The organism is Photobacterium sagamiensis (assembly GCF_050337085.1).
Taxonomy (GTDB): domain Bacteria; phylum Pseudomonadota; class Gammaproteobacteria; order Enterobacterales; family Vibrionaceae; genus Photobacterium; species Photobacterium sagamiensis.
The window spans coordinates 35,815-57,809 of sequence record NZ_JAKJSP010000043.1 but is presented as its reverse complement, the minus strand read 5'-3'; the positions used below and the strand labels follow the sequence as shown (position 1 = coordinate 57,809).

Sequence of the window (21,995 nt, the reverse complement as noted above, 5' to 3'; positions counted from 1 at the left end):
GACTGATCGCTTGCTACGCACAGAAGCGCGTCTAGAGCTTGGTATGGAAATGTTCTTGAAGAGCAAAGGATGCATGGCATTCGCTAACACTTTCGAGGACTTAACCGGTCTAACCAACTTGCCTGGTCTAGCTACTCAACGCTTGATGGAGAAGGGTTACGGTTACGGCGGTGAAGGTGATTGGAAAACTGCCGCAATGACTCGCGTTCTTAAGGTTATGGCAACAGGTTTATCTGGTGGTACTTCGTTTATGGAAGACTACACATATAACTTTGGCAAAGTTGATCAGGTTCTTGGTGCACACATGCTAGAAGTATGTCCTACCATCGCTAAGAATAAGCCTACTATCGAGATTCACCGTCACACTATCGGTTGTAACTGCCTAGTACCTCGCATGATCTTCACCGGTCAAGAAGGTCACGGTCTTAACCTATCTCTAATCGACTTGGGCCCACGTTTCCGCATGATCGTGAATTCAGTTGATAGCGTAACGCCAGAAGCAGAGATGCCAAATCTACCGGTTGCAAGCACTCTATGGGAACCACTACCGAATCTTAAAGTCGCTGCAGGCGCTTGGATTTATGCTGGTGGTGCTCACCACACTGTTTATTCACAGGCAGTAACAGAAGAGATGCTTTACGACTTCTCTGAAATGGTTGACGTAGAGTACGTTCAGATCGACGAAGGCACTAAGATTGTGGACTTCAAGAAAGAACTGCGCCACAACAACATGTTCTACAAATTCAAATAGTAGATACCATAGATAAAACAAAGCCCCTCGATTGAGGGGCTTTTTTGTTATTTGAAGAAAGAGAGCTGTTCTTTCTGCTGCTCTGCGAGATTCGATAGCTCGTTAGCTGTAGAAACGCTCTGATTGATTCCTGTGACGTTTTGATTAACTAAGTCGAGAATAGATGCAACGCTTGAGTTAATGTGCTCTGTGACGCTGCTCTGTTGCTCTGCTGCTGTTGCAACTTGAGCGTTAATGTCGCTAATGCTAGTTACTGCCACTGTGATGCTATGAATAGCATCATTGGCCTCGACCATAATTTCTCTATTACTTGTCAGCTTATTAAGGCTCTGAATCATGCTTTCGTTCGCCTCTCTTGCGCGAACTTGTAACGACTCGATGATTGCTTGAATTTCTTCAGTGGAGCTCTTAGTTCTGCCTGCCAATGTTCTTACCTCATCAGCAACGACTGCAAACCCGCGACCTTGTTCGCCAGCTCTAGCCGCTTCAATAGCTGCATTGAGAGCGAGTAGGTTAGTCTGTCCAGAAATATCCTCGATAACCTTAATTACATTGCCAATCTTTTCAGACTCGTTGGCAAGATGACTAACGGTTTCAGCCGTAACAGTAAGAACATCGCTCATTTCCTTGCTTGCGGCGTAGCTTCTTTCAAAGGCTGCTGCACCGGTACTTGATAGCGTCATTACTTCTTTTGTCGCCGAGTCGGCATCTGCTGCGTTCTTGGCAACATCTTGAGCGGTGCTTGATAGCTCATTAATAGAAGAGGCAATCAAGTCAATTTGAGACTTCTCTTCGACGGCATTAGCTTCAGATTGGGTCATCACCGCAGATAGCTCAGTTGATGCGGCTGCAACATTCCCGCCTACAGAAACAAGAGAGTCTATTGTCTCTTTTATAGTGGCAACAGAGGCGTTCATATCCCTAGCAAGCTCAGTAAGCTCATTGTTGCCTTCCAAATGGACTTGAGCGTTCAAATCTCCATTCGCCATCTTATTAGCCATAGCTTGAAGTTCTTTGATTGGCCTAGAAATTAGATTGGCAATAAAGTAAGGGCAGGAGATGCTAAGGGTTAGCAGAATGATGATTATAATAAGACCTCTTGTCTTACCATCCTCTTTTATTTTGCGTCGACTTTTATATTCATCTTTCATCTGCTTTTCGTAGAACGAGAACAAGTCACTTATGGATTCGTTGACTAGGTTTATAGCGTCGATATAGTCACTCTTAGCTTTGGCTTTGCCCATTCGCATGTCATCAATATTTTCCTTATTAAGACTGTGTAGAAGAGTCATTACTGAAGTTTTTACGGCAGCCTTTTTACCCTGATTAAAGCTATTGGTGGTTTTTCTTATCTTGTCACCCTCAGCCTTAATTTCTTTTGCCATATCTTCAGACTTGACCCTAGAAACTAACTTGTCTTGCATGATGGTTTGAATTCTAGATATGCCAATATTGATATTTGCGACAGCGATACTGTTGGACATTGATTTTGAGCTAGCTTTCTCTACCTTTATAACTTGCCCTGACAAGTCTATGATCGAGTAGACAAGACAGGAGAATAGAACGAGGGCTGTAAAAAGAACCGGTGTGATTATTTGCCATCTTATAGATACGTTTTGAAAAAACTTTTTCATTGCATTACCTTCGTTAAAAAGCCCTTATAAGAAGGGCTTTTTGTTGCCTATAATTTTATATAAGTCTCTTCACTTTCAGCCCATCCATAACGAACGGCTTTAGTAATGACATCTTCTAGGCCATCTTTGATTTCAATGGGACCAGTGTATAGTTTCCAATCACCACCATTAACACGATAGCCAACAGAAGCGGCAGGGTTAGAGTTGGTGATTACAATCTTACCGCCTTCAATTTTAAGTTCGCTTGACTCAGTAATAGGCTGAATGCCATCAGGCCAGAACTGAAGCGCCAACTCTTTCTCAGTGATAACTGCGTAATCTGCCACCTCTGATTGCCATCTTGCCATTTCACTGCGCAGACGCTCGATATCTTCGGCGTATTGAGGTTCATCAATAACGTTGTTTAGCTCATAAGGGTCATTTGATAAATCAAAGAACTGCTCTTTCGGGCGAACTTTAAAGAACTGCTCTTGCTCTTCATTAAGACTACCAGCCTCATGCAAAGCCAATAGGTCTCTCATCATTGGCATACCAGCGCGGAAACCACTGTACTGATAAGAAGGGACATCGAGATAATTTAAAATAAGCTTGTACTTGCTGTCACTAACAGTGCGAGTGCGCTCTTCTGCCTCTTCAATTCTGTCAGCCGCTGCAAAATAGTATTCTCGACCACCGCCATTCTCTTGAACGAAGTTGTTACCTATCATAAAGTCTGGCTGTTCAGCGCCTCCCATTGCTAGAATTGTTGGCGCAAGATCGATAAAACTAATAATTTGGTCATCAGTTGTGCCAGGCTTAATATGCTTAGGACGCCACTTTTCAGGCCAGTAAATTGTCATTGGCACTTGAAGGCTAACATTGTTACCTTCACGCTTAACGCGAGGGAAACCGTCACCATGATCTGTTGTCCAGATAATGATTGTGTCATCGGCCTCGCCATCTGCCTCAAGTTTTGCTAATAAATCACCAATGATAGTATCCATAGTCGCAACATTGTTGTACTGCTGAGCAATGGTTTCGCGAATACCAGGCGAATCAGGGTAGTAAGGTGGAATAGTGACATCTTCTGGCGTAACGTTTGACTCATAGCCCAAATGCCACTTCCACTGCATTATCCCCATCACAGCAGCCATGATATCTTGATCAAAGTCCCAACGCGGAAGAAGACCAGATTCGTGAGTTTCTAGGTATGCATACATACCAAACCAAGGCTTATCTTCTTTAGCAGCAGTCCAATCAAGATCGGTGTTGTTATTTCCTTCTTTATCCCAAATAGTAAATGGGCCAGTTTCAGGCAGACCTTCAGAGAATTGATAATCCAGTTTGTTGTTTTCGTAAGTCCAGTAGCCAGCCTTACGTAAAAGCTCAGGGAAAGCCTTAATTTCTTCTGGTGGGACAGCTAGGTATCTAGTACCGCCATTTAAGTGGTAATCACTAGGACGCATGCCACCAGCGCCTATAGCATTAGGGTGAGCACCAGTAATAAGAGCAGCACGAGAAGGTGCGCTTACGCCAGCAGCGGTATATACGTTTGTATACTTGACGCCTTTTGCCACAAGTTTGTCGATGTTTGGAGTTTCAGCTATCTCATCGCCATACGCTCCAATTCTAGGGCTTAAGTCTTCAGCTACTAAAAATAGAATATTTGGCTGATCTGCCGCAAGTGCAGGTGACATAGCCATTGCTGTTGCGACAGCTAATCCAGTTTTTTTTAATGCATTCATGATCGATTCCTTTAATTTCAAGGCAATAATGGCAACATTAGATATCTCATCAATTACGATATTTTACTTTCTTGGTTAACAATTTAGTTTTTGAGCCGCTAGTCAACAAAACGCAGCATGTATCAAGGTTTTTGAACTGAACCTTTGATAGTATCAATCCGCACTTTTTACATCAAATGCTACGGAATGGTTGTTAATTTTGCAGAAAAGCCGTTCTTAAATACTATCTATTATTGAAGCGTTAAAGAGAAACAGTATGAAACTAGACGGAAAGAATGTATTGATAACTGGCGCTCTAGGCAGTCTTGGCAAGGCAGAAACAGAGGCAATGCTAGATGCCGGTGCTAACCTTTATATCTTGGATTTAAATCAAGATGCAGGTGATGAGTATGTCGCTGAACTAAAAGATAAATACTGCGACCGTCAGATTATTAAATTTATAAAAGGTGATCTTGCCGATTTAGATGCTAGCTACAAGCAAATTAAAGATCTTTGCGATGAGATTGGCGGCATCGACGTTCTTGTAAACAACGCTGCAATTATGCCTCATGGACCGATTGAAGATATTAGCCTTGAAACATTTGAGTTAGCTCAACGAATCAACACTTCTGCCGCATATGCTTTGATCAAGGCAGTTGTGCCTCATATGAAGAGCAAAAAAGAAGGTCGCATTGTTAACTTCTGTAGCATAACTATGAATGGCGGGTGGGGCGATTACTCACCATATATTGCGTCAAAAGGTTCTACGCTTGCATTGACTCGCACACTTGCTCGCGAACTTGGCCCTTGGAATATTCTTGTTAACGCCGTTGCTCCTGGTGCAATTCCGTCACAGATGGAGCAAAAAGTATTTGGCGACAAATGGGAAGAGTACAACGCTTGGGTTTTAGAACATCAATCTCTGAAACATCGTGGCGACCCTAAAGATATTGGAGATATGGTAGTATTTCTTTCTTCAGAACAATCTAAATTCATGACTGGTCAAAATCTTCACGTTAATGGTGGCTGGTTAATGGAAGGCTAATAGCGTTCTTGATGGGTACTTATCTTACAGAGGTAGTTGTTGAAAAGTGATAACAACTTCTTAGCGGCATAGGCGATTCAACAGCATGTAGTATGAGTAGGCATAAACTACCTCTGTAGTACCCATTTTAAAGGAATAAATATGACAGACGAAGACATTAAATTTCCGCTTACCAAAGAAGAAAAAGAAATACTAAGCAGTAAGACGGAAAGATTAAACATAAGCGTGGCGGCGGTACTTGGTCGACGAATCGTTGCTGGTGGATTTTCGGAAGACTTCCTATTGCCAAAAGAGCAAGAGTTATGGGAATTATTTGGTGTTAGCAGGACAGCGCTTCGTGAAGCAGTCAAGACGCTTGTAGAAAAGGGGATTATTCGCACTAAGCAGAAAGCAGGTACGCTTGTGAATCCCCGTAGCAAGTGGAATCTATTTGATAGAGATATTCTTACTTGGTTGTTTGATGGCAAGATTGATCAAGCATTGCTGCGCGACATCATCGAACTAAGAGGCTCAATAGAACCAACGGTAGTTAAGCTAGCGGCAATCAGAGCCACCAGCGATGACATTAAAGAAATGGAAGAAGCTTACGAGCAAATGGCTAACGCTAAAACGATACATGAGCATTCTGAAGCTGATGTTCGTTTTCATATGGCTATATTTGAATCTTGCAAAAACGAACTGATGCTACAGTTTAAGATGGTAATTAAGACGATTTTAGAGTGTAGCTTTAAGATACAGCACGATAAAGAAATGGGTTTTCACTCGTCAAGTGAAGGGCTGGATTTGCATCGTAAAATATTGGAACATATCAAGGCTAAAGATGCCGATGGTGGCGAAGCATTTATGAAGTACATCATCATTCGAGCGAAAGAAGAACTTGAGTCAAATTTGGCAAAGCTGTAGAGAATAGCCCTTAGCACGAAAACCAAGGGCTATTTCTTTATTCAGTGATGTTCCAAGAATATGTCTTAGTGCCCTGAACGTTAGTCTCAATAGCGATTACGCTACCTTCAAGAGGGTTGTTTGCAAGCTGCTCATCAGTCAGTGTGAACTGAGCGCTGGTAACGAATAGAGTAGAGTTATTCTCTCCACCAAAACAACAGCTAGTTGGGTTAGTCACTGGCAAATCAATCTTCTGTAAAATCTTACCGTCACGACCGATACGAACAACACACCCTGCGCCAAATCTAGCATTCCAAACACACCCTTCTGTATCCATAGCTGAACCATCAGGCGCACCAAGAGTTGATTCTTTGTAGAAGAAATCTTGAGGATTGCCAATTTCACAGGTTTCAGGGTTGTAATCGTATTTCCACATCATATCTTTCATGCTGTCTGCGATGTAAAAATTCTTGTTGGGCTCATCCCAAACCAATGTGTTTGAGATGCCAAAGCCTGAAACCATCTTATCGATAGAGTTTTTATTTTTTACCAGATAAAGAGAGCCAGAGTTTTCGGTAATATCCATCCCTGCACCATCAGGGGCAACATTGTTCTGCATTGTGCCAACCCACAAGTGACCATTGCGATCACATTTAACTTCATTGATGCGGTTCTTAGGCAGCTCGGGTTCCATTTCAAACAGCTTTTTGAAATCACCGGTATCTTGATCTAACTCAAGAATATCCTGCTGTAGGGCAACACAAACTTTGCCGTTAGTCATTGGAATAACGCCACATACAAAGTCATCAAAATCCCACGATGTGCGCTCATTAGACTCAAGAATTAAGCGATTAGCAGTCTTGTTAATTATGTCTACCCAATAAAGAGCTTTCTCGCGTTCGCTCCAAAATGGTGATTCTCCAACACTGTTGCCTGCGTTAAGTGCGATAGAAATTTCCATCACTAGTTCTCCTGTGCGATTACTTATAGATAGTATGTATGGGACACTTTAAACTCTAAATTTTAAAATTCAACGGTAAAAAGCCTCTTTTCATAGTATGTAAAGCCGATCACATTAATAGCGGATTACATCCTTTATTATTTGCGTGTCGTTACTACTATAAGAGCTTAAGGTGAAACAGTGAAAATTACGCAGGTCGAAACTCTCCGCTCCACAGAGCATGAGAATATCTTGTGGGTTCGTATACACACTGATGAAGGTTTTGTTGGTCTTGGCGAAACATTTATGGGGGCAGCTGCGGTAGAAGCTTATATCCATGAGTTCGCAAAGCTTAAATTAATCGGTCAAGATCCATTAGCGATTGAAAAAATTAGCCGTGACTTACGAGGTTACTTAGGCTTCGTGGGTACTGGTACAGAAATGCGCGGTAATTCTGCTGTTGATATCGCTCTTTGGGATTTATATGGCAAAGTAGTTAACCAGCCTCTTTACCAATTACTTGGCGGCAAATGTCGTGACAGCATTCGCACATATAACACTTGTGCCGGCGCTAACTACATTCGTAACGCTGAAACTCAGTCTTCTTCTAACTGGGGCGTTGGTGCTAAATCAGAAGAGGGCTTTGATGATCTTAACTGGTTCATGACAAAAGCAGATGTTCTAGCTGAAAGTCTTCTTGCTGAAGGCATCACAGGGATGAAAATCTGGCCTTTCGATAAATACGCTGAAGCATCAAACGGCACTTATATCTCTGATGCAGATCTGGATGAGGCGCTAGAGCCTTTCCGTAAGATTCGCGCTGCTGTTGGCAACAAAATGGATATTATGGTTGAGTTCCACTCACTATGGAATCTACCAATGGCTATCAAGATTGCTCGAGCTTTAGAGCCGTTCAATACGTTCTGGCATGAAGATCCAATTCGCATGGACAATCTTACAAGTCTTCCTCGTTATGCTGCGAATTGTAAAACACCGGTTTGCGCTTCTGAAACGATGGGTGGCAAATGGGCTTATGCAGATCTGCTTTCTTCTGATTCTGCTGGCGTAATAATGGTTGACCTGTCTTGGTGTGGTGGTGTTACTGAAGGTCGCAACATCGCGGCAATGGCTGACGCGTACCATCTGCCAATCTCTCCGCATGACTGTACTGGTCCTGTTGTTCTGACAGCTTCTACTCACCTTTCTCTTCATGCTCACAATGCATTGATTCAAGAGTCTGTACGTGCGTTCTATCGCGGTTGGTACAAAGACTACGTTACTGCAATGGCTGTAGTTACAAATGGTCAGATTACAGTTCCAGAAGGCGCAGGTCTTGGTATGGAGCTAGTTGAAGGCATCGAGAAGTTCGATGACATTATTATCCGCATAAGCGAGTAAAGATATGTTCGTACCTAGAGGCGTATGTTCTGCGTTTTACACACCATTAAATGAAGATTACACCATCAACGAAAAAGTAGTTCGTGAGATGGTTGAGTTCCAGATTGAGAAAGGTCTGGACGGAATATTTCCTGTAAGCACTGCTGGCGAGTTTCTGCATTTGTCACTCGAGCAGTGTGAAGAGCTAATGGAAATTGTTGTAGATCAAGTTGACGGTCGAGTTCCTGTAGTACCTGGTGTTTCAGCTTCGTGCCTACAGCATGGAATCCGTTTGGCTAAAAAAGCGAAATCGCTTGGCTGTCCTGCGGTAGTATCTTGCTCGCCTTATTTCTTCACTCAAACTGAGTCCGAGCAAATTAAATACTTCGAGACTTTGGCTGAAGAATCAGAAATACCGTTAATCATCTACAACATCCCACTGTTTGCTCCACCATTGCCTCTTAAGTCTGCAATGAAGCTAGTGGAGCATCCGATGATTATCGGCATCAAAGACTCTAGCGGTAGCATGGTAGATATGATGCACCTAGTAGATCACATCAAGACAAACAAGCTTGATGCTGTTTATCTATCAGGTCGTGAAGACTTCTTTGATTCAGCTTTGCTTTCAGGATCTAACGGTTGCTACACATCATGCGCGGGTATCTTCCCTGAAGTGATGAAAGGTATCTACGACTCAGTAAAAAGCGGTGATATCGCGAAAGCTCAAGAATTACAACGAGCACTACTGCCTGTAGTTAGAACCTGTTTCTCTCTTCCTTTTCCTATCGGATTCAAGCTAGCTCTTGAAGCTCGCGGTTTCGACATGGGCCCATATTGGTCGCCAATGGATGACACCACCATTGAGAAAATCGAAGAAGTTAAACCGTTAATTGAAAAACAAACCGCAGCTCTTGTTGAGCTAGGTAAGAATTTGTAATTAGAAGGAAAGAAAGATGAACAAATCAATCATCGCACCTGGTCGTTATATCCAAGAAGCACACGCTATGAAAAAGCTTGGTGAATTTATCAAGCCGTTAGGTAAAAAAGCACTTGTTATCGCTGATGACTTTGTGACTGGTCTAGTAAGTGACTCTGTTATTTCTAGCTGTGTTAGCACTGATATTGCGGTTAAATTTGACGAATTCCAGCGCGAATGTAGCCGTCAAGAAATCGAACGTGTCATGGCTGTTGCTACAGAAATGGGCGCAGAAGTTATCATTGGCATCGGTGGAGGTAAAACTTTCGACACGGCTAAAGCTGCTGGTTTTTACAACAATATTCCGGTAGTTATCTGCCCAACTATCGCATCTACTGATTCACCAACAAGCTCACTTGTTGTTATCTACACACCAGAACATGAGTTCAGCGAGTACCTAATCGTACCGACTAACCCAACTGCTGTTGTAATGGATACTGCGATCATTGCACAAGCACCAACTCGTCTACTTGTAGCTGGTATGGGTGATGCACTAGCAACTCACTTCGAAGCTCGCGCTAATGCTAAATCTGGCAACGTTGCAATGAGTGACGGTCTACCGACTCTAGCAGCTCAAGCACTAGCTAAGCTTTGCTACGAAACTCTACTAGCTGACGGTCTAAAAGCGAAAGTTGCTTGTGACCAGAATCTTAACTCTATCGCTCTTGAGAACATCATTGAAGCGAACACATACCTAAGTGGCATTGGTTTCGAATCAGGCGGTCTAGCTGCTGCTCATGCTGTTCACAATGGTCTAACTAAGTTAGAAGAGTGTCATCACCTATATCACGGTGAAAAAGTTGCATTTGGCACTTTGACTCAGCTTGTTCTTGAAAATGCCCCAATGAACGAAATTCAGGAAGTTATCGATTTCTGCCGCTCTGTTGGTCTACCTACAAATCTAGGTGACATGGGCGTTAAAGAAATTGATATGGCTAAGATGCTAGAAGTTGCTGAAGCAGCATGTGCTGAAGGCGAAACAATGCATAACATGCCTTTCCCTGTAAAAGCTGAAGCGGTTCTTGCTGCAATGCTAACAGCAGACAAGCTTGGTCAGTAATTAAAATGATGGAGGGGATTGTCCCTCCATTATTGGGGATATTATGAAATTACAAAAAACTCTACTTTGCGGTGCAATAGCGGCAACAATGTTGTCAGGCTGTGGTGCAACTGAGCAAGTTAAAGCAACCGGTGCAGATCGCGCACCAACTGATAAGCCTAATGTAATAGTCGTCTTTCTTGATGATTCTGGTTTTGCTGATATCAGCGCTAATGGCGGCAAGTACAACACTAAAAACATTGATAAGTTGGCAAACGAAGGTCAAAACTTTTCTAGCTTTTACGTGAATTCGTCTGTTAGTTCTCCTTCTCGCGCTGGCATGCTTACATCTCGTGTTTCTAAGAAAACAGGTATGTATGGCAACAAACAGCCAGTATTCGCTATTGGCGATCCAGATGGTCTTCCATATGAAGAAACGACTATCCCAGAAATGCTGAAAACAAATGGCTACTCAACCATGATGGTTGGTAAATGGCACTTGGGTTTAGGCACAGATGGTCTTGAATGGTCACCAACACGTCACGGCTTTGATCAGTTCTGGGGTCTTGTTAATCACAACTCTGACACCGATCCAGAATACTGGCCTGATCCAAAATACCGCATGGATGTAATTCTTAAGCAGATAAACAACGGTGTATCAATTGCAGAGTTAATCCCTGCTCTTACGTTCCGTGACGGCGCATTTGCTGACGAGAATGGTCGTGGAACGGCAGAAGCTTTCTATAACGAAGTTACTGAAAGCTACGTGAATGCAGATGGGACATACAGCGATAAGCTGCTTGGCAATCTAGATGCTAAGAACTTCACCAAAGATGCAACAGACCGAGTTGTTGATTATATCGAAGAGAAGAAAGACGAACCTTTCTTTGCTTACGTTGCTTACTCTCAAACGCACGTACCTCTATTCGTATCTGAGGACTTCGAAGGCGCTACAGACACCATGTACGGCAACGTAATGATGGAAATAGATTATAACGTTGGTCGTATTACTGAATCCCTTAAGAAAAATGGTCTAGAAGACAACACTATTATCGTGTTCGCATCAGACAATGGTCCTTGGCTGCCGTATGGAGATCGTGGCGCTGCTGGTGATAAAGGTTCATTGCGTGATGGCAAGGGATCAACATACGAAGGTGGCGATCGAGTGCCTGGCATTATTAATTGGCCTGGTCAAATCAAAGCTGGTCAGAACGATAGCATCTTCTCAACACTTGACCTTATGCCAACGCTAGCATCGTTAACTGGCACTGAAATGCCTGATATAGATACCGATGGTTACGATCAGTCAGGAAACCTACTTCGTGGTGAAGTGTCACCTCGTGGTGATATGGGTTACTACTTTATGGGTCACTTCCAAGCTTACCGTAATGGCGACTATAAGGTGGTGTTCTGGAAATCTGGTCTAGGTGGCAGCAAGAAGCTTAAACGCACCCAGCTATTTAATGTCAAGACAGATCCAAGTGAAGTAAAAGATTTAGCAAAAAAAGACAAAGCTAAATTGAAAGAAATGATTGCACTTGCCAAGGCTTATGATGAGTCAAAAGGCGAGTGGGCTACAGCTCTGTTTGACGGAAACTCAGAGTAATAAATAGCACCCCCGAGGTCGGAATCCTCTTGCTCCACAGAAGATCTTGGGGGTCTTCAATATAACCAATAATGTAATTAAACGTATAAGGTAAATAAAAATGACATACCCAATTACTGGTGCTGAACTTTTTGATAGCGGTAAGCGATTCTCAGTAACAATGTTTGAATATTCTTGGATGGTTCAACGTACTGGCGCTCAAGCAGAATATGCAGATTGGGATAAGGTTCTTGATGAAGTTGTTGAGCGTGGCTATGACTGTATTCGTATCGATGCATTCCCTCACGTAATTAAGAAAGACGCAGAAGGCAATCGCCCTACTGAAGTTACTTTCCTGCCAATCCCATCTGCATTTATGTGGGGCAACCACCACGAAGTAACAGTTAATGTTGCTGACGGTCTTGTTGAGTTCATGCAAAAAGCTAAAGATCGCGGAATCTATGTTGGTCTTTCTTCTTGGTACAACAATACGACATGTGATCGTCGTGGCTTGCTTACTACCCCTGAAGATTACGCTGCGGCATGGACTGATGTTCTAGACCTGCTTGCAGAAAACGATCTTCTAGATGGTATTGTTTGGGTAGATTTCTGTAATGAGTTCCCACTTAAGCACTGGTGTCCAACTGCTTACGAGCATATTACTGGCGAACCTGCTTCTGTTCCTATGGGACCTGAATCTTTCGAAAATCTAGAAGATGAGTGGGAAGAAGATTGTATCGAGCGTATGAACGAATACCTAGTTCGTACACCTCAAATTCTTAAGAAGAAATACCCACAATTCAAGTACGCATTCTCAAACCAAGCATTTGGCGAAGATAACTTCCTACGTGGTGACTTCTCTGAGCTAGATATGTTTGAACCTCATATTTGGGCTTCTGACGACATGAGCGTTTCAGTGCAAATTGGTCACTTCGACGCAATGGAAGACTTCCCAATTGGCGTAGCTAATATGCGCAAAAAATGTGAAGAGCTAGTAAAAGAAGACCCGTCTGTTTTTTCTGAAATTCTTGAAGAGCGAATCGAGAAGTGGAAAGACGCAGCAGAAAAGCACGGTATGGCGCTAGTGACTACTGAGGCATGGACGACAGTTGTGTACGAAGATCTATCTCACAACGGCCACTTAGGTGAGTGGGAATGGTTTAAGAAAGTTCTTGAAACCGGTATTGAATTAGCAATCGACAACGGTTGGAAAGGCATCTGTACTAGTAACTTCGCAGAACCTCATTTCGAAGGCATGTGGCGCGATGTTGAATGGCACAAGCGCATGAACGACATGATCCGTAACGGCAAGTAATCTATCTTAATTTAATAACTTATTGCCCCAGCATTAGCTAGGGCAACTTTTTTAAAGGAATACAAAATGACTAACCTAGTCATAGGCGCAAAATTACCATCAATCGAAGTGGCTAAAGAAGGTCAAATCTCTGAAAAGAACAAATACGTTCCTTGGAGCTCAAGCGAAGTAGTTGGCGAGCCAAAAGTTCTTATCGTAATGGCTGGACATCCTGAATCTGGCGATAAAGTAGCAGACCTGCTAGCTAAGCTTGACGCTGAAAAGCCAGAAGCGCGAGTAGTTAAAATCGTGAACACCAAAGAAGCCCCTATGGGCGCTGGTATGTTCATCAAGAGTGAATTCAAGAAAGCTTACAAAGCTAACCCTGCAAACACTTTAGTTCTTGATAAGAACGCAACAGCTAAAGAAGCACTAGCAATCGCTGATCTAAGCGCTCTTGTGGCGGTTCTAAACGCTGACGGTGAGGCTGTATTCGTTCACGAAGGTCACTGTGGCGCTGCTGAGATTGACGCTGTTCTAGCTGCTCTATAGCCTCAGTTCTTTAGGTAAAAAAACATCCAATAGGATAACACTGATTAGTTAAGAATTTCGTGATCAGTTGAATGATCCAGTGGTTGGTTCAAAATCCCCTCTTCTCCCAAGGAAATAGGGGATTATTATGCTTGCTCATTGGCTTATCGACACTGATATCCACGCGTCTCCAGAATCGCTATCTTTATTTCAAAATGAACTCCCAATTGAGTGGATTAAGCAAGTTTTGGAGAAGACTCAGAAAGCGAGCTTGAGGAAGCGTAAATTACCTGCGGAGCTTGTCGTTTGGTTGATTGTCGGGATGGGTTTATTTCGTAATCGCTCTATATCTGACGTTGTGACCAAACTTGACCTTCATCTCTCCGATTCCCTTGGCGATTCGATTGCACCCAGTGCTATCCCTCAAGCAAGACAGCGATTAACGGCAGAGCCCATCGCAGAACTATTTACCCTTACATCTAAACATTGGGCCGAATCTGAGGACAAAGACGACACCTGGCATGGATTACGTCTGTTTTCTATCGACGGAACACAGCTTCGTTGTCATGACAAACCTGATTTAGCCGACCACTTTGGCTATGTAAAACACAGTAAGACAAGACATACTGAATACCTTGTTGTCAGATTATGTGCGCTAAGTTCATTACGAAGTCGCTTAGTCTATGATGTCGCATTTGACCCGAGCTCAACGGGTGAAATTGGTTATGCAAAGAAACTCACTGGCGCAGTACCAGATGCTTCATTAACCATTTTTGACCGTTGCTATCTGAGTGCAGAGCTAATTATTAATTGGCAGCGACAACATTCGCAAAGCCACTGGATGGTGCCGATAAAGAGCAACACTCAATATCGTATTGTCGAAAAATCAGGAACAAATGTCTGTCTCTGCGCATGCTCGCAAACAAGACCCATCCCTCCCAGAGACATGGCAAGCTAGGTTGGTCATGTACCCAGAGGTAGAGCAACCAAATCATATCAGAGGTGTCTTATGTTCACTTATCGACAAGCTCCAGTACAAAGCTAAAAAGATCCGTGATGTCTACTTTGAACGGTGGGAAATAGAAACAAGCTATGGGGAAATAAAGCATCAGCTATTGGAAGATAGTACATTGCTGCGCAGCCAATCTATCGATGGGGTCAATCAAGAGATATGGGCATTCTGTTAGCTTACAATCTTATAAGACTAGAAATATGCCGAATAGCGAAAGAAGCCAACGTATTACCACTAAGGATAAGCTTTGTTATGGCAATGCGTGATATTCAAGATGAGTTGCTGTGGTGTGCTATTGCTTCCCCAGGCTCTATACCCAAAAAGCTGCGTGCAATGCGAGAGCGAGTAAAACGATATATCTTGCCAGAAAAGAAAAAACGGCCCAAAAGTAGGACCGTTCGTATCTCTAAAACGCGTTACCCCATTCAATCAAAACACGCTAACTGAATGGAGTTATCCAATAGGACGCTTTTTTATTGTTTTCAGATTACGCTTTAGCAGTTTTCGCTTCAGATTCAATGTGAATTGAACCAAGTTTGCCACCATGCATTGCTACAGCATTTGCGAGGAACACTGAGTAAGTAGCTTTGATGAATACAAACTGGTGAACAGGAATGCCAGCGTCTCCAAAGATGAAGAGGCAAACCGCAATAGCTGGGGCTGCCATAAGCAGATTGTATTTGACGAAGATGACAAAGAATTCTGCCATAGGATGACGATGCATAGCTTTTTCTAAGCCTTTATGCTTAACAGGGTCAAACGCTACAGGCTCAGCATTGTTCTTCTGACGCCATTTTATAACCTCTAGGCGGCTAAAGATAAACACGAAGAAGATCAAGAATACGTTCATGATCAAGAAATCTTGAACCATTCCGCCAGCCGTAAAGATACCAATCATCCCTGACATAGTTAATGCAGGAACAAGTCCGTTAATTGCGGCGTTAATCATTACCTGAAATTTAGCGCCCTTCATTACGAGGAAATCGTAATCTTTTGAGTAGTCCATTTTTTCTTCTCTATTGAATTAATATGGGGCTAAAAGCCCCATATATAAAGATTAGAATAGTTCTGATACGTTGAAGAACACTAGAACTTCGTCTTCTTCTTGGTCACTGTAGGTTACGTCAAGACGCATGCTTAACTTATCTTTAGGGTTCAGCATGTAACGCACACCGCCGCCAAATGCATAGTGAACATACTCAGCGGTTATTTAATGCTGCTCCTTTGACTTGGCTTCAACAATTACGATATTTAACAACCAACATCTGCTATTTGGTTTGTGTGTCAATTGTCTCGTTTCTAAACTTAACCAACAAAAAAGGCGCTTATCGTAAGCGCCTTTTATTCAATTTGTATTAAATCAATCACGGATGTGTATTCCCCCCATACTTGATAGCATCAATTTTACCGAGTTCTTCATACGCTAGTACCTTAGTGACCTGTTCAATCTTGGTATCGGCATAGTCCATTGCCATAGTGTAGGTCTGGTCAACATCACCAGCGATACCGCCACCAACCATTGACCCTAACGCTGTAGCTGCGGCAGTAAGACCGATAATTGTTTTCGTTGCGATAATTGGCATTGTTCTTCTCCCTGTATTGCTCTCTGCTCTATAAAGGATTGTATCCTTTATTTATAGTCAATTCTCAAAGCTGCATTGCAAAATGTCACTATTGCCGTCCATTGCTTGATTTGCTCGATAGTTACATGCGGCATCAGCAGCAAATGCTAGGTAGACAATGCCGCCAATTATCCAAAGTCGTTTAAGTTTCATAAGCGTCTCGTCAAAGTTCCAGCTAAGTGTCTGATTAAATCACGCTCCTTTCATTTACGATATTTAACAATCAGCATCTTCTATTTTGCAAAGTTGCGCCATGTCTATTTTTTGATTGTGTAGATGCATCAATCTATACATCAACCAATAACAAACACACTTAGGAAATCATTGTGAAAACAAAAATCATTTCATTGGCAGTAGCTCTAGCGTTCTTACCTTCAATTGCATCTGCGCATAACGTAGAAGTTGGCAAAGCTTTGCCTAGCGCTACCGTATCAGAAGGCGGCATCGCGTCATTATCAGGTGGAGAAGTTAATTTCGCTGAGTGGAGTGCAGATCAGATTCCTTCTACTGGCACAGTAGTAATCATCGCATCAGCAGCTCGCCCAGCAGCAAGCGAGATGACTCCGGCAGATCTTATCGAATCTCTTGAGATAAATAAGAGTGTTAAGCTTTTCAAAATCATCAATAGCGATGACGCACCATTTGGCGCTGGCATGTTTATTGAAGGCGCTGTTAAAGATGGCAAGATTGAAAATCCTTCTGTAGAAGCGGTTATTGATGAAGATGGCGAACTATTTTACGAGTGGGATCTTAAGCCAGAAAACTCTCTAATCGCTGTTGTTAAGAACGGTAAGGTTGCTTACGCACACGAAGGTGTAGTTGGTGATGCTGAGAAGTCAGAAGTGTTGAAGCTAACTAAGTGATTATTAAAACAATAAAGACTGGGATTTTCTGGTCTTTTTTTTGGGGCGAACAAAATGCAACTATCTCCAAGTTCAAAAGAGTTTAAAGGTAATAGCGTATTCGGTGAGTGGATCATGAAAGATGGTCTACCAATGTTTAACTACAAAGTTAACCCACTAACTACCCCAGAGTGTGAGTGGTCGCCACTTCCGCACCCTAATACTCGTCGTAACTTCCATTACATCGGTAACAAAGCGGTATCTTTCCTAGTAGATAACTTCGGCACATCTGGTATGTGGGATGAGCTAGAGTGTTCTCGCTGGCTTACTCAAGCTGATCTGCAGGAAGGTGGTACTGGTATAACTGTCATCGAAGAAGCTGACGGCACTACGTGGGGCACTCACGTTAATAAATTCCCAGAAGGAATGACACCTGAGCGTCACTTCGGTCCTACTTCTTTCGGCGTTTACCCAAGCTTTAATGGTCTTAATGTTGAGCGTGACATGATCATGCCAGAAGGCGACTATCCTTGGGCGTTCATCCGTGTTCGCGTGAGTCTTGATGAAGGTCAGGCAGTTCGCACATTTAAGCTTTCAGAAGAGTGGCGTCTAAAGCCTCTATATGCAGCGCTTCTTGTTATTCCAGAAGAGCGTGAAGAGCTATCAGAAGAAGTTCATTACGATGTGACTCTAGGTAATCAAATCATCGCTCAAGAAGTATTTGAAGATGACGATTTCGGTGGTGAAACTGGCACACCGGCTAAGATGATGATCGAGTCATACAATGATGATTTTGAGGCTGCAACGAACGGCGAACAGCACCCAACGCTTACCTTTACTGGCGAAGTAACTATTGAAGCCGGTCAAGTTAAAGAATTCTACTTCCGTTTTGGTCGTTACGACGATACAAACATCGAAGCGCCTGAAAGTTTCTACGAAGAAACACTAGAAGCAACTATCACCCGCCTACCTACGGGCGGCTGTGATGACTTACCGTATACATCTGCTGAGCTAGTATGGAATGCTGCTGCTATCTACGGCATGGTATTTAAAGACGACGTTATCGGTGACTTCACAATTAACCAGGGCTCTGCTTACGGTTTCGATATTGGCTGTAATGCCGCACCTCGTGATCCACTACAGTACGCTTCTGCGATGGCATACATGGAGCCTAAGCTTTCTCTTGAATGTCTACGCAATACGCTAGGTTGGGGTTCAGAAGATGGTGATATGCCATTTACTCTAAGCTCTGACAAAGAAGCTAGCTTGTTTGCGTTCCGTCCATCAGACCAAAACCTATGGTCTATCTGGGCTGCATGTGATTACGCTGCAATGACGGGCGACTTGAAAGCATTCGGTGAGCAGCAATACTATCACCCAATGCATGAACAAGAGTCTGTAACTCTAAAAGAAAACCTAATTCGTCAATTCCGTTTCTTCGTAGACGTTGTTGGTCGCGGAGCTCTTAACTACCCACGTATTCTTAATGCTGATTGGGCAGATGACGTACTAGATTTTGCTGGTGACTATAACAAAGAAGACATGATCGAAGGTGGCAGTTCTATATTTAACTCAGCTCTTGGCGCATACGTTCTTCCTATGTTTGCTGGCTTAATGGAAAAACTTGGTGAGTCAGAGGTAGCTAAAGAAGCTCGCGAACAGGCAGCTGATTTGCGAGCTCTAACTGCTAAGGCTCATAACGGAACTTATTTCTGGCGAGCTATCTGTCCAGACGGCACACCAGTTGGCGATGATATTTGTTGGATCGAAGTTCAGGCATTCGCTATTTTGTGTGGCGCGGCAGAAGATGCAGGTCTTGTTGATAGCGTTCTAAAATACGTTGATGACTTTAACGCCAAAGATAGCCCACTAGGTGCTCGTACTATGTACCCTCACACTGGTAAGGGTCGCGCATCTCAAGGTGGTGTTTGGTACACAATCAACGAAAAATTGATTTCTGGTGCTGCTAAGTTCGGTCGTAAAGATTGGGCTATTCGTAACCTTGAAATGATGAGCTTGCACAATAAGACAACTGCTTATCCAGACCGCTTTAACGGTGTTCTTTCTGGCCCTGATGCTTGGAATGCTCCTGAGTCTGAGCTTAATAAGGGTGAGTCTTGGGAAGGTTGGGATACTAGCACAGTAGATCCAGATGCAAACGTAGATGAAGCAATCATTCAGGTTGCAACTTACATGTCTATGCAAGCATTCCCTGTGTGCAACACTCACGCTCACACTAACCCAATTCTAGGTCTGCTACATATCGGTGGGGTTCAAGTCGATGAGAACTGCGATCTTGTTGTTGGCACCGGTATCGAGTTTGAAGCACCGCACTGGAAGCTAAACAAAGATGGTTCTGGCTGGATTATTACTGACCAAGAAATCACAGTAACATCGCCACACGGTAAGTTTACTGGCACAGGCAAAGTAGAATTTTAATCTAAGTAGTAATAAGCCCCTCAATTGAGGGGCTTTTTTGGAGAAGTCATGAAAGCAAAAATCATAGGGGCTGCTATCTTAGCAGCCTTTTTAGGTACTGGTGTTTACTTTACTAGCTGGATGTTTCTAGTCGGTTTTGTAGCGTTTATAGTCGGCATTGTACTGTTCTGGTCACTAATGGTTCGCTTTAAGCCACGTTCAGTAGGCCAGTTCATTACGTTTGTTCTTGGGTGTCGTAAGCTTGAGGAAGTTAAACACAGCGACAAGACATCAGAAGATTGGGCTGAATGGTTTGCAAATCAATCAGAAAATGGCTGGAAAGTTACTATCGAAGACAATCACAAGACTCGATGGACTGATGAAGTAAGCCCTGAAAATGTTCTTCCTGAGTATCCACGTCCACAGCTAGTACGTGATCGCTGGATGAACCTAAATGGTCTATGGCAGTTCAACGTTATCAAGAAAGAGTTGGATGCTAACGACGATTTCCCTGGTCAAATCCTTGTTCCTTACCCTGTAGAAGCAGCGCTATCTGGCATTGGTCGCCCTATCTATGGTGGCGAGAAAATGTGGTACAAACGCACCTTCACTGTACCGACTGATTGGAAATCTGATGAGCGTATCGTTCTTAACTTCGGCGCTGTCGATTGGGAAGCTAAAGTTTACGTTAACGGTCAATTCCAAGTTGAACACGTTGGCGGTTATACGCCGTTCTCGGCTGACATCACTGATTCAGTTGATCGCAATGGCGAAAACGAAATCGTTGTTGTTGTTTACGACCCAACGGATTCAGGCGAGAAGAAGCGCGATGCTCGTCAACTTGGCAAGCAATGTCTAAGTCCAAGCATGATCAGCTACACACCTTGTTCTGGTATTTGGCAAACAGTTTGGCTTGAGCCGGTAGCCGCTATTAGTGTCGAGCAAATGGTTGCTACAGCTAACATTAAAGCTGGTGTTGCTATCCTTGATATTATTACTAATAAGCCTACTTATGGCATCAATGCTAAAGTAACTATCAAAGGTGAATCTAAATCTGTAACTGCACCAGCTAATCAGCCTATCGTTATTGCCCCTGATGACGTTATTCTTTGGAGTCCTAATAATCCTCATCTATACGACATCACTGTTGAGCTATTAGATGGCGATAAGGTAATTGACAAAGCCGATGCTTACTTTGCTATTCGTGAAGTTGGCAAAAAGAAAGTGAATGGTAACGTTGTGTTTACTTTGAATGATGAGCCTATTTTTCATCATGGCCCATTAGATCAAGGTTACTGGCCCGACGGTAACTATTCACCGGCATCTGACGAAGCACTTGCTTGGGATCTAGAACAGATTAAAGCAATGGGCTTTAATATGACGCGTAAGCACATCAAAGTTGAGCCAGCTCGTTGGTACTACCACGCAGACCGTCTAGGTATCATGGTATGGCAAGATATGATCAGTGCTTCTGGCTTCTCAGCTCCACCAAGAGATCTTTGGTTAGACTATCTACAGCATGCAGCTCCGTTAGGCGTTAAGCACATCGACGTTCGTGACAATGATTATAAAGGCTGGGGGCGTACTGAAAGCTCACAGAATATTTTCTTCCAAGAACTGAAAGAGCTCGTTGAGCATCTTCGAGTATTCCCGTCTATCGTTTGTTGGATTCCATTCAACGAATACTGGGGTCAATTTGATGCAGCTAAGGCTACAGACTTTATCAAGACAATAGATCCAACTCGTTCGGTAAACAACGTATCTGGCAACTGTGATCAGGGTGTTGGTGATGTCTTCGATATTCACGTTTACATGCAAGATCTAAAGCCTGTTGTAGATCCTACTAACTATCGTGTTTGTGTTATTGGTGAATACGGTGGTCAAACTTGGGCTATTGAAAGCGAGAAGTTCTCTGAGAAAACTTTCGGCTACGGAAAGAACGAGACTCAAGGACAATTCCGCTCTGCGTTTACTGACGTGATGCACCGTCAAATGATTCCATGTATCGAAGCCGGTCTATCTGGCACTGTGTACACTCAAATCACTGACGTTGAGAGCGAAATTAACGGTCTTATTACCTATAACCGTAATGTGATTAAACTTCCTGTAGAGGAAGTGAATGAGATTAACCATAAGCTATACAGTGCGTTTGAAAGAACAATGAACAAGTAAAGTAGCTAACAAAACTAAGCCCCTCGATTGAGGGGCTTTTTTATGCAATTTAGTTTTTTGATACATAGATCTGGTTTAACAAAAAATCGATATTGATTGTGAAATAACGTAAATGATTTGGCTGTAAAACGGGCAGATAGTATAGGAAATAACGTTAAACAATAAAGGAATA

General features: G+C 43.0%; 18 protein-coding genes and 1 pseudogene. 13 read left to right on the top strand and 6 right to left on the bottom strand.

The window, feature by feature from the left end:
* Window positions 1–751 (top strand): L-arabinose isomerase family protein (locus tag L4D76_RS19880; protein ID WP_428442623.1); only part of this gene is annotated, 751 nt, incomplete at its 5' end.
* Between the two features lie 47 nt (window positions 752–798).
* On the opposite strand, the gene L4D76_RS19875 is transcribed toward L4D76_RS19880, so the two are convergent.
* On the bottom strand, window positions 799–2,385 hold the full coding sequence (locus L4D76_RS19875; protein ID WP_428442622.1) for a methyl-accepting chemotaxis protein: 1,587 nt from the start codon (window positions 2,383–2,385) through the stop codon (window positions 799–801).
* A gap of 47 nt (window positions 2,386–2,432) precedes the next feature.
* Window positions 2,433–4,109, bottom strand: a complete 1,677-nt coding sequence (locus tag L4D76_RS19870; protein ID WP_428442621.1) for a sulfatase family protein — start codon at window positions 4,107–4,109, stop codon at window positions 2,433–2,435.
* 256 nt (window positions 4,110–4,365) lie between these two features.
* Between L4D76_RS19870 and L4D76_RS19865 the strand changes: the two genes are divergently transcribed.
* Together L4D76_RS19865 and L4D76_RS19860 are read left to right on the top strand one after the other, a co-directional pair.
* Complete coding sequence (locus L4D76_RS19865) at window positions 4,366–5,133, top strand: SDR family NAD(P)-dependent oxidoreductase (protein WP_428442620.1); 768 nt, start codon at window positions 4,366–4,368, stop codon at window positions 5,131–5,133.
* A 141-nt stretch (window positions 5,134–5,274) separates the two neighbouring features.
* Complete coding sequence (locus L4D76_RS19860; protein WP_428442619.1) at window positions 5,275–6,036, top strand: FadR/GntR family transcriptional regulator; 762 nt, start codon at window positions 5,275–5,277, stop codon at window positions 6,034–6,036.
* Window positions 6,037–6,073: 37 nt separating this feature from the next.
* Here L4D76_RS19860 and L4D76_RS19855 read toward each other — a convergent pair whose 3' ends face one another.
* The gene (locus tag L4D76_RS19855; RefSeq protein WP_428442618.1) at window positions 6,074–6,976 is read right to left on the bottom strand and encodes an SMP-30/gluconolactonase/LRE family protein; all 903 of its coding nucleotides are present in this window, start codon (window positions 6,974–6,976) and stop codon (window positions 6,074–6,076) included.
* A gap of 180 nt (window positions 6,977–7,156) precedes the next feature.
* Between L4D76_RS19855 and L4D76_RS19850 the strand changes: the two genes are divergently transcribed.
* The 7 genes and pseudogenes from L4D76_RS19850 (at window position 7,157) to L4D76_RS19820 (ending at window position 15,216) form a co-directional block, all read left to right on the top strand.
* Window positions 7,157–8,353 (top strand): mandelate racemase/muconate lactonizing enzyme family protein, encoded by a 1,197-nt coding sequence (locus tag L4D76_RS19850; protein WP_428442617.1) that lies wholly within the window; start codon window positions 7,157–7,159, stop codon window positions 8,351–8,353.
* Between the two features lie 4 nt (window positions 8,354–8,357).
* Window positions 8,358–9,269 carry a dihydrodipicolinate synthase family protein gene (locus tag L4D76_RS19845; RefSeq protein WP_428442616.1) on the top strand — a complete coding sequence of 304 codons (912 nt, stop codon included), beginning with the start codon at window positions 8,358–8,360 and terminating at the stop codon, window positions 9,267–9,269.
* A 16-nt stretch (window positions 9,270–9,285) separates the two neighbouring features.
* Window positions 9,286–10,368, top strand: coding sequence for a glycerol dehydrogenase (locus L4D76_RS19840; protein WP_428442615.1), 1,083 nt, complete (start codon window positions 9,286–9,288; stop codon window positions 10,366–10,368).
* A 43-nt stretch (window positions 10,369–10,411) separates the two neighbouring features.
* A complete protein-coding gene (locus L4D76_RS19835; RefSeq protein WP_428442614.1) occupies window positions 10,412–11,953 on the top strand; it encodes a sulfatase-like hydrolase/transferase in 1,542 nt (513 codons plus the stop codon).
* 100 nt (window positions 11,954–12,053) lie between these two features.
* Window positions 12,054–13,247 carry a cellulase-like family protein gene (locus L4D76_RS19830; protein ID WP_428442613.1) on the top strand — a complete coding sequence of 398 codons (1,194 nt, stop codon included), beginning with the start codon at window positions 12,054–12,056 and terminating at the stop codon, window positions 13,245–13,247.
* A gap of 66 nt (window positions 13,248–13,313) precedes the next feature.
* Complete coding sequence (locus tag L4D76_RS19825) at window positions 13,314–13,778, top strand: YtfJ family protein (RefSeq protein WP_428442612.1); 465 nt, start codon at window positions 13,314–13,316, stop codon at window positions 13,776–13,778.
* A 127-nt stretch (window positions 13,779–13,905) separates the two neighbouring features.
* Window positions 13,906–15,216, top strand: a pseudogene (locus L4D76_RS19820) (IS4 family transposase).
* A gap of 40 nt (window positions 15,217–15,256) precedes the next feature.
* On the opposite strand, the gene L4D76_RS19815 reads toward L4D76_RS19820, so the two are convergent.
* From L4D76_RS19815 to L4D76_RS19805, 3 genes are all read right to left on the bottom strand, one after another.
* A complete protein-coding gene (locus tag L4D76_RS19815; protein WP_428442611.1) occupies window positions 15,257–15,775 on the bottom strand; it encodes a hypothetical protein in 519 nt (172 codons plus the stop codon).
* 358 nt (window positions 15,776–16,133) lie between these two features.
* Entirely contained in the window at window positions 16,134–16,352 is a 219-nt protein-coding gene (locus L4D76_RS19810; RefSeq protein WP_428442610.1) for a hypothetical protein, read from the bottom strand.
* Between the two features lie 57 nt (window positions 16,353–16,409).
* Entirely contained in the window at window positions 16,410–16,544 is a 135-nt protein-coding gene (locus tag L4D76_RS19805; protein WP_428442609.1) for a hypothetical protein, read from the bottom strand.
* Between the two features lie 173 nt (window positions 16,545–16,717).
* Between L4D76_RS19805 and L4D76_RS19800 the strand changes: the two genes are divergently transcribed.
* From L4D76_RS19800 to L4D76_RS19790, 3 genes are read left to right on the top strand one after another with little or no spacing between them, the layout of a single operon-like run.
* Window positions 16,718–17,254, top strand: coding sequence for a YtfJ family protein (locus L4D76_RS19800; RefSeq protein WP_428442608.1), 537 nt, complete (start codon window positions 16,718–16,720; stop codon window positions 17,252–17,254).
* Window positions 17,255–17,308: 54 nt separating this feature from the next.
* Window positions 17,309–19,672 (top strand): GH36-type glycosyl hydrolase domain-containing protein, encoded by a 2,364-nt coding sequence (locus tag L4D76_RS19795; protein ID WP_428442607.1) that lies wholly within the window; start codon window positions 17,309–17,311, stop codon window positions 19,670–19,672.
* Between the two features lie 48 nt (window positions 19,673–19,720).
* Complete coding sequence (locus tag L4D76_RS19790; RefSeq protein ID WP_428442606.1) at window positions 19,721–21,823, top strand: glycoside hydrolase family 2 protein; 2,103 nt, start codon at window positions 19,721–19,723, stop codon at window positions 21,821–21,823.
* Window positions 21,824–21,995: the final 172 nt, after the last annotated feature.

Coding starts and splice junctions, on each gene's coding strand:
- L4D76_RS19840 (WP_428442615.1), top strand. CDS start 9,286: ATGAACAAATCAATCATCGCACCTGGTCGTTATATCCAAGAAGCACAC.
- L4D76_RS19830 (WP_428442613.1), top strand. CDS start 12,054: ATGACATACCCAATTACTGGTGCTGAACTTTTTGATAGCGGTAAGCGA.
- L4D76_RS19795 (WP_428442607.1), top strand. CDS start 17,309: ATGCAACTATCTCCAAGTTCAAAAGAGTTTAAAGGTAATAGCGTATTC.
- L4D76_RS19865 (WP_428442620.1), top strand. CDS start 4,366: ATGAAACTAGACGGAAAGAATGTATTGATAACTGGCGCTCTAGGCAGT.
- L4D76_RS19855 (WP_428442618.1), bottom strand. CDS start 6,976: ATGGAAATTTCTATCGCACTTAACGCAGGCAACAGTGTTGGAGAATCA.
- L4D76_RS19845 (WP_428442616.1), top strand. CDS start 8,358: ATGTTCGTACCTAGAGGCGTATGTTCTGCGTTTTACACACCATTAAAT.
- L4D76_RS19870 (WP_428442621.1), bottom strand. CDS start 4,109: ATGAATGCATTAAAAAAAACTGGATTAGCTGTCGCAACAGCAATGGCT.
- L4D76_RS19825 (WP_428442612.1), top strand. CDS start 13,314: ATGACTAACCTAGTCATAGGCGCAAAATTACCATCAATCGAAGTGGCT.
- L4D76_RS19835 (WP_428442614.1), top strand. CDS start 10,412: ATGAAATTACAAAAAACTCTACTTTGCGGTGCAATAGCGGCAACAATG.
- L4D76_RS19805 (WP_428442609.1), bottom strand. CDS start 16,544: ATGAAACTTAAACGACTTTGGATAATTGGCGGCATTGTCTACCTAGCA.
- L4D76_RS19810 (WP_428442610.1), bottom strand. CDS start 16,352: ATGCCAATTATCGCAACGAAAACAATTATCGGTCTTACTGCCGCAGCT.
- L4D76_RS19875 (WP_428442622.1), bottom strand. CDS start 2,385: ATGAAAAAGTTTTTTCAAAACGTATCTATAAGATGGCAAATAATCACA.
- L4D76_RS19790 (WP_428442606.1), top strand. CDS start 19,721: ATGAAAGCAAAAATCATAGGGGCTGCTATCTTAGCAGCCTTTTTAGGT.
- L4D76_RS19815 (WP_428442611.1), bottom strand. CDS start 15,775: ATGGACTACTCAAAAGATTACGATTTCCTCGTAATGAAGGGCGCTAAA.
- L4D76_RS19860 (WP_428442619.1), top strand. CDS start 5,275: ATGACAGACGAAGACATTAAATTTCCGCTTACCAAAGAAGAAAAAGAA.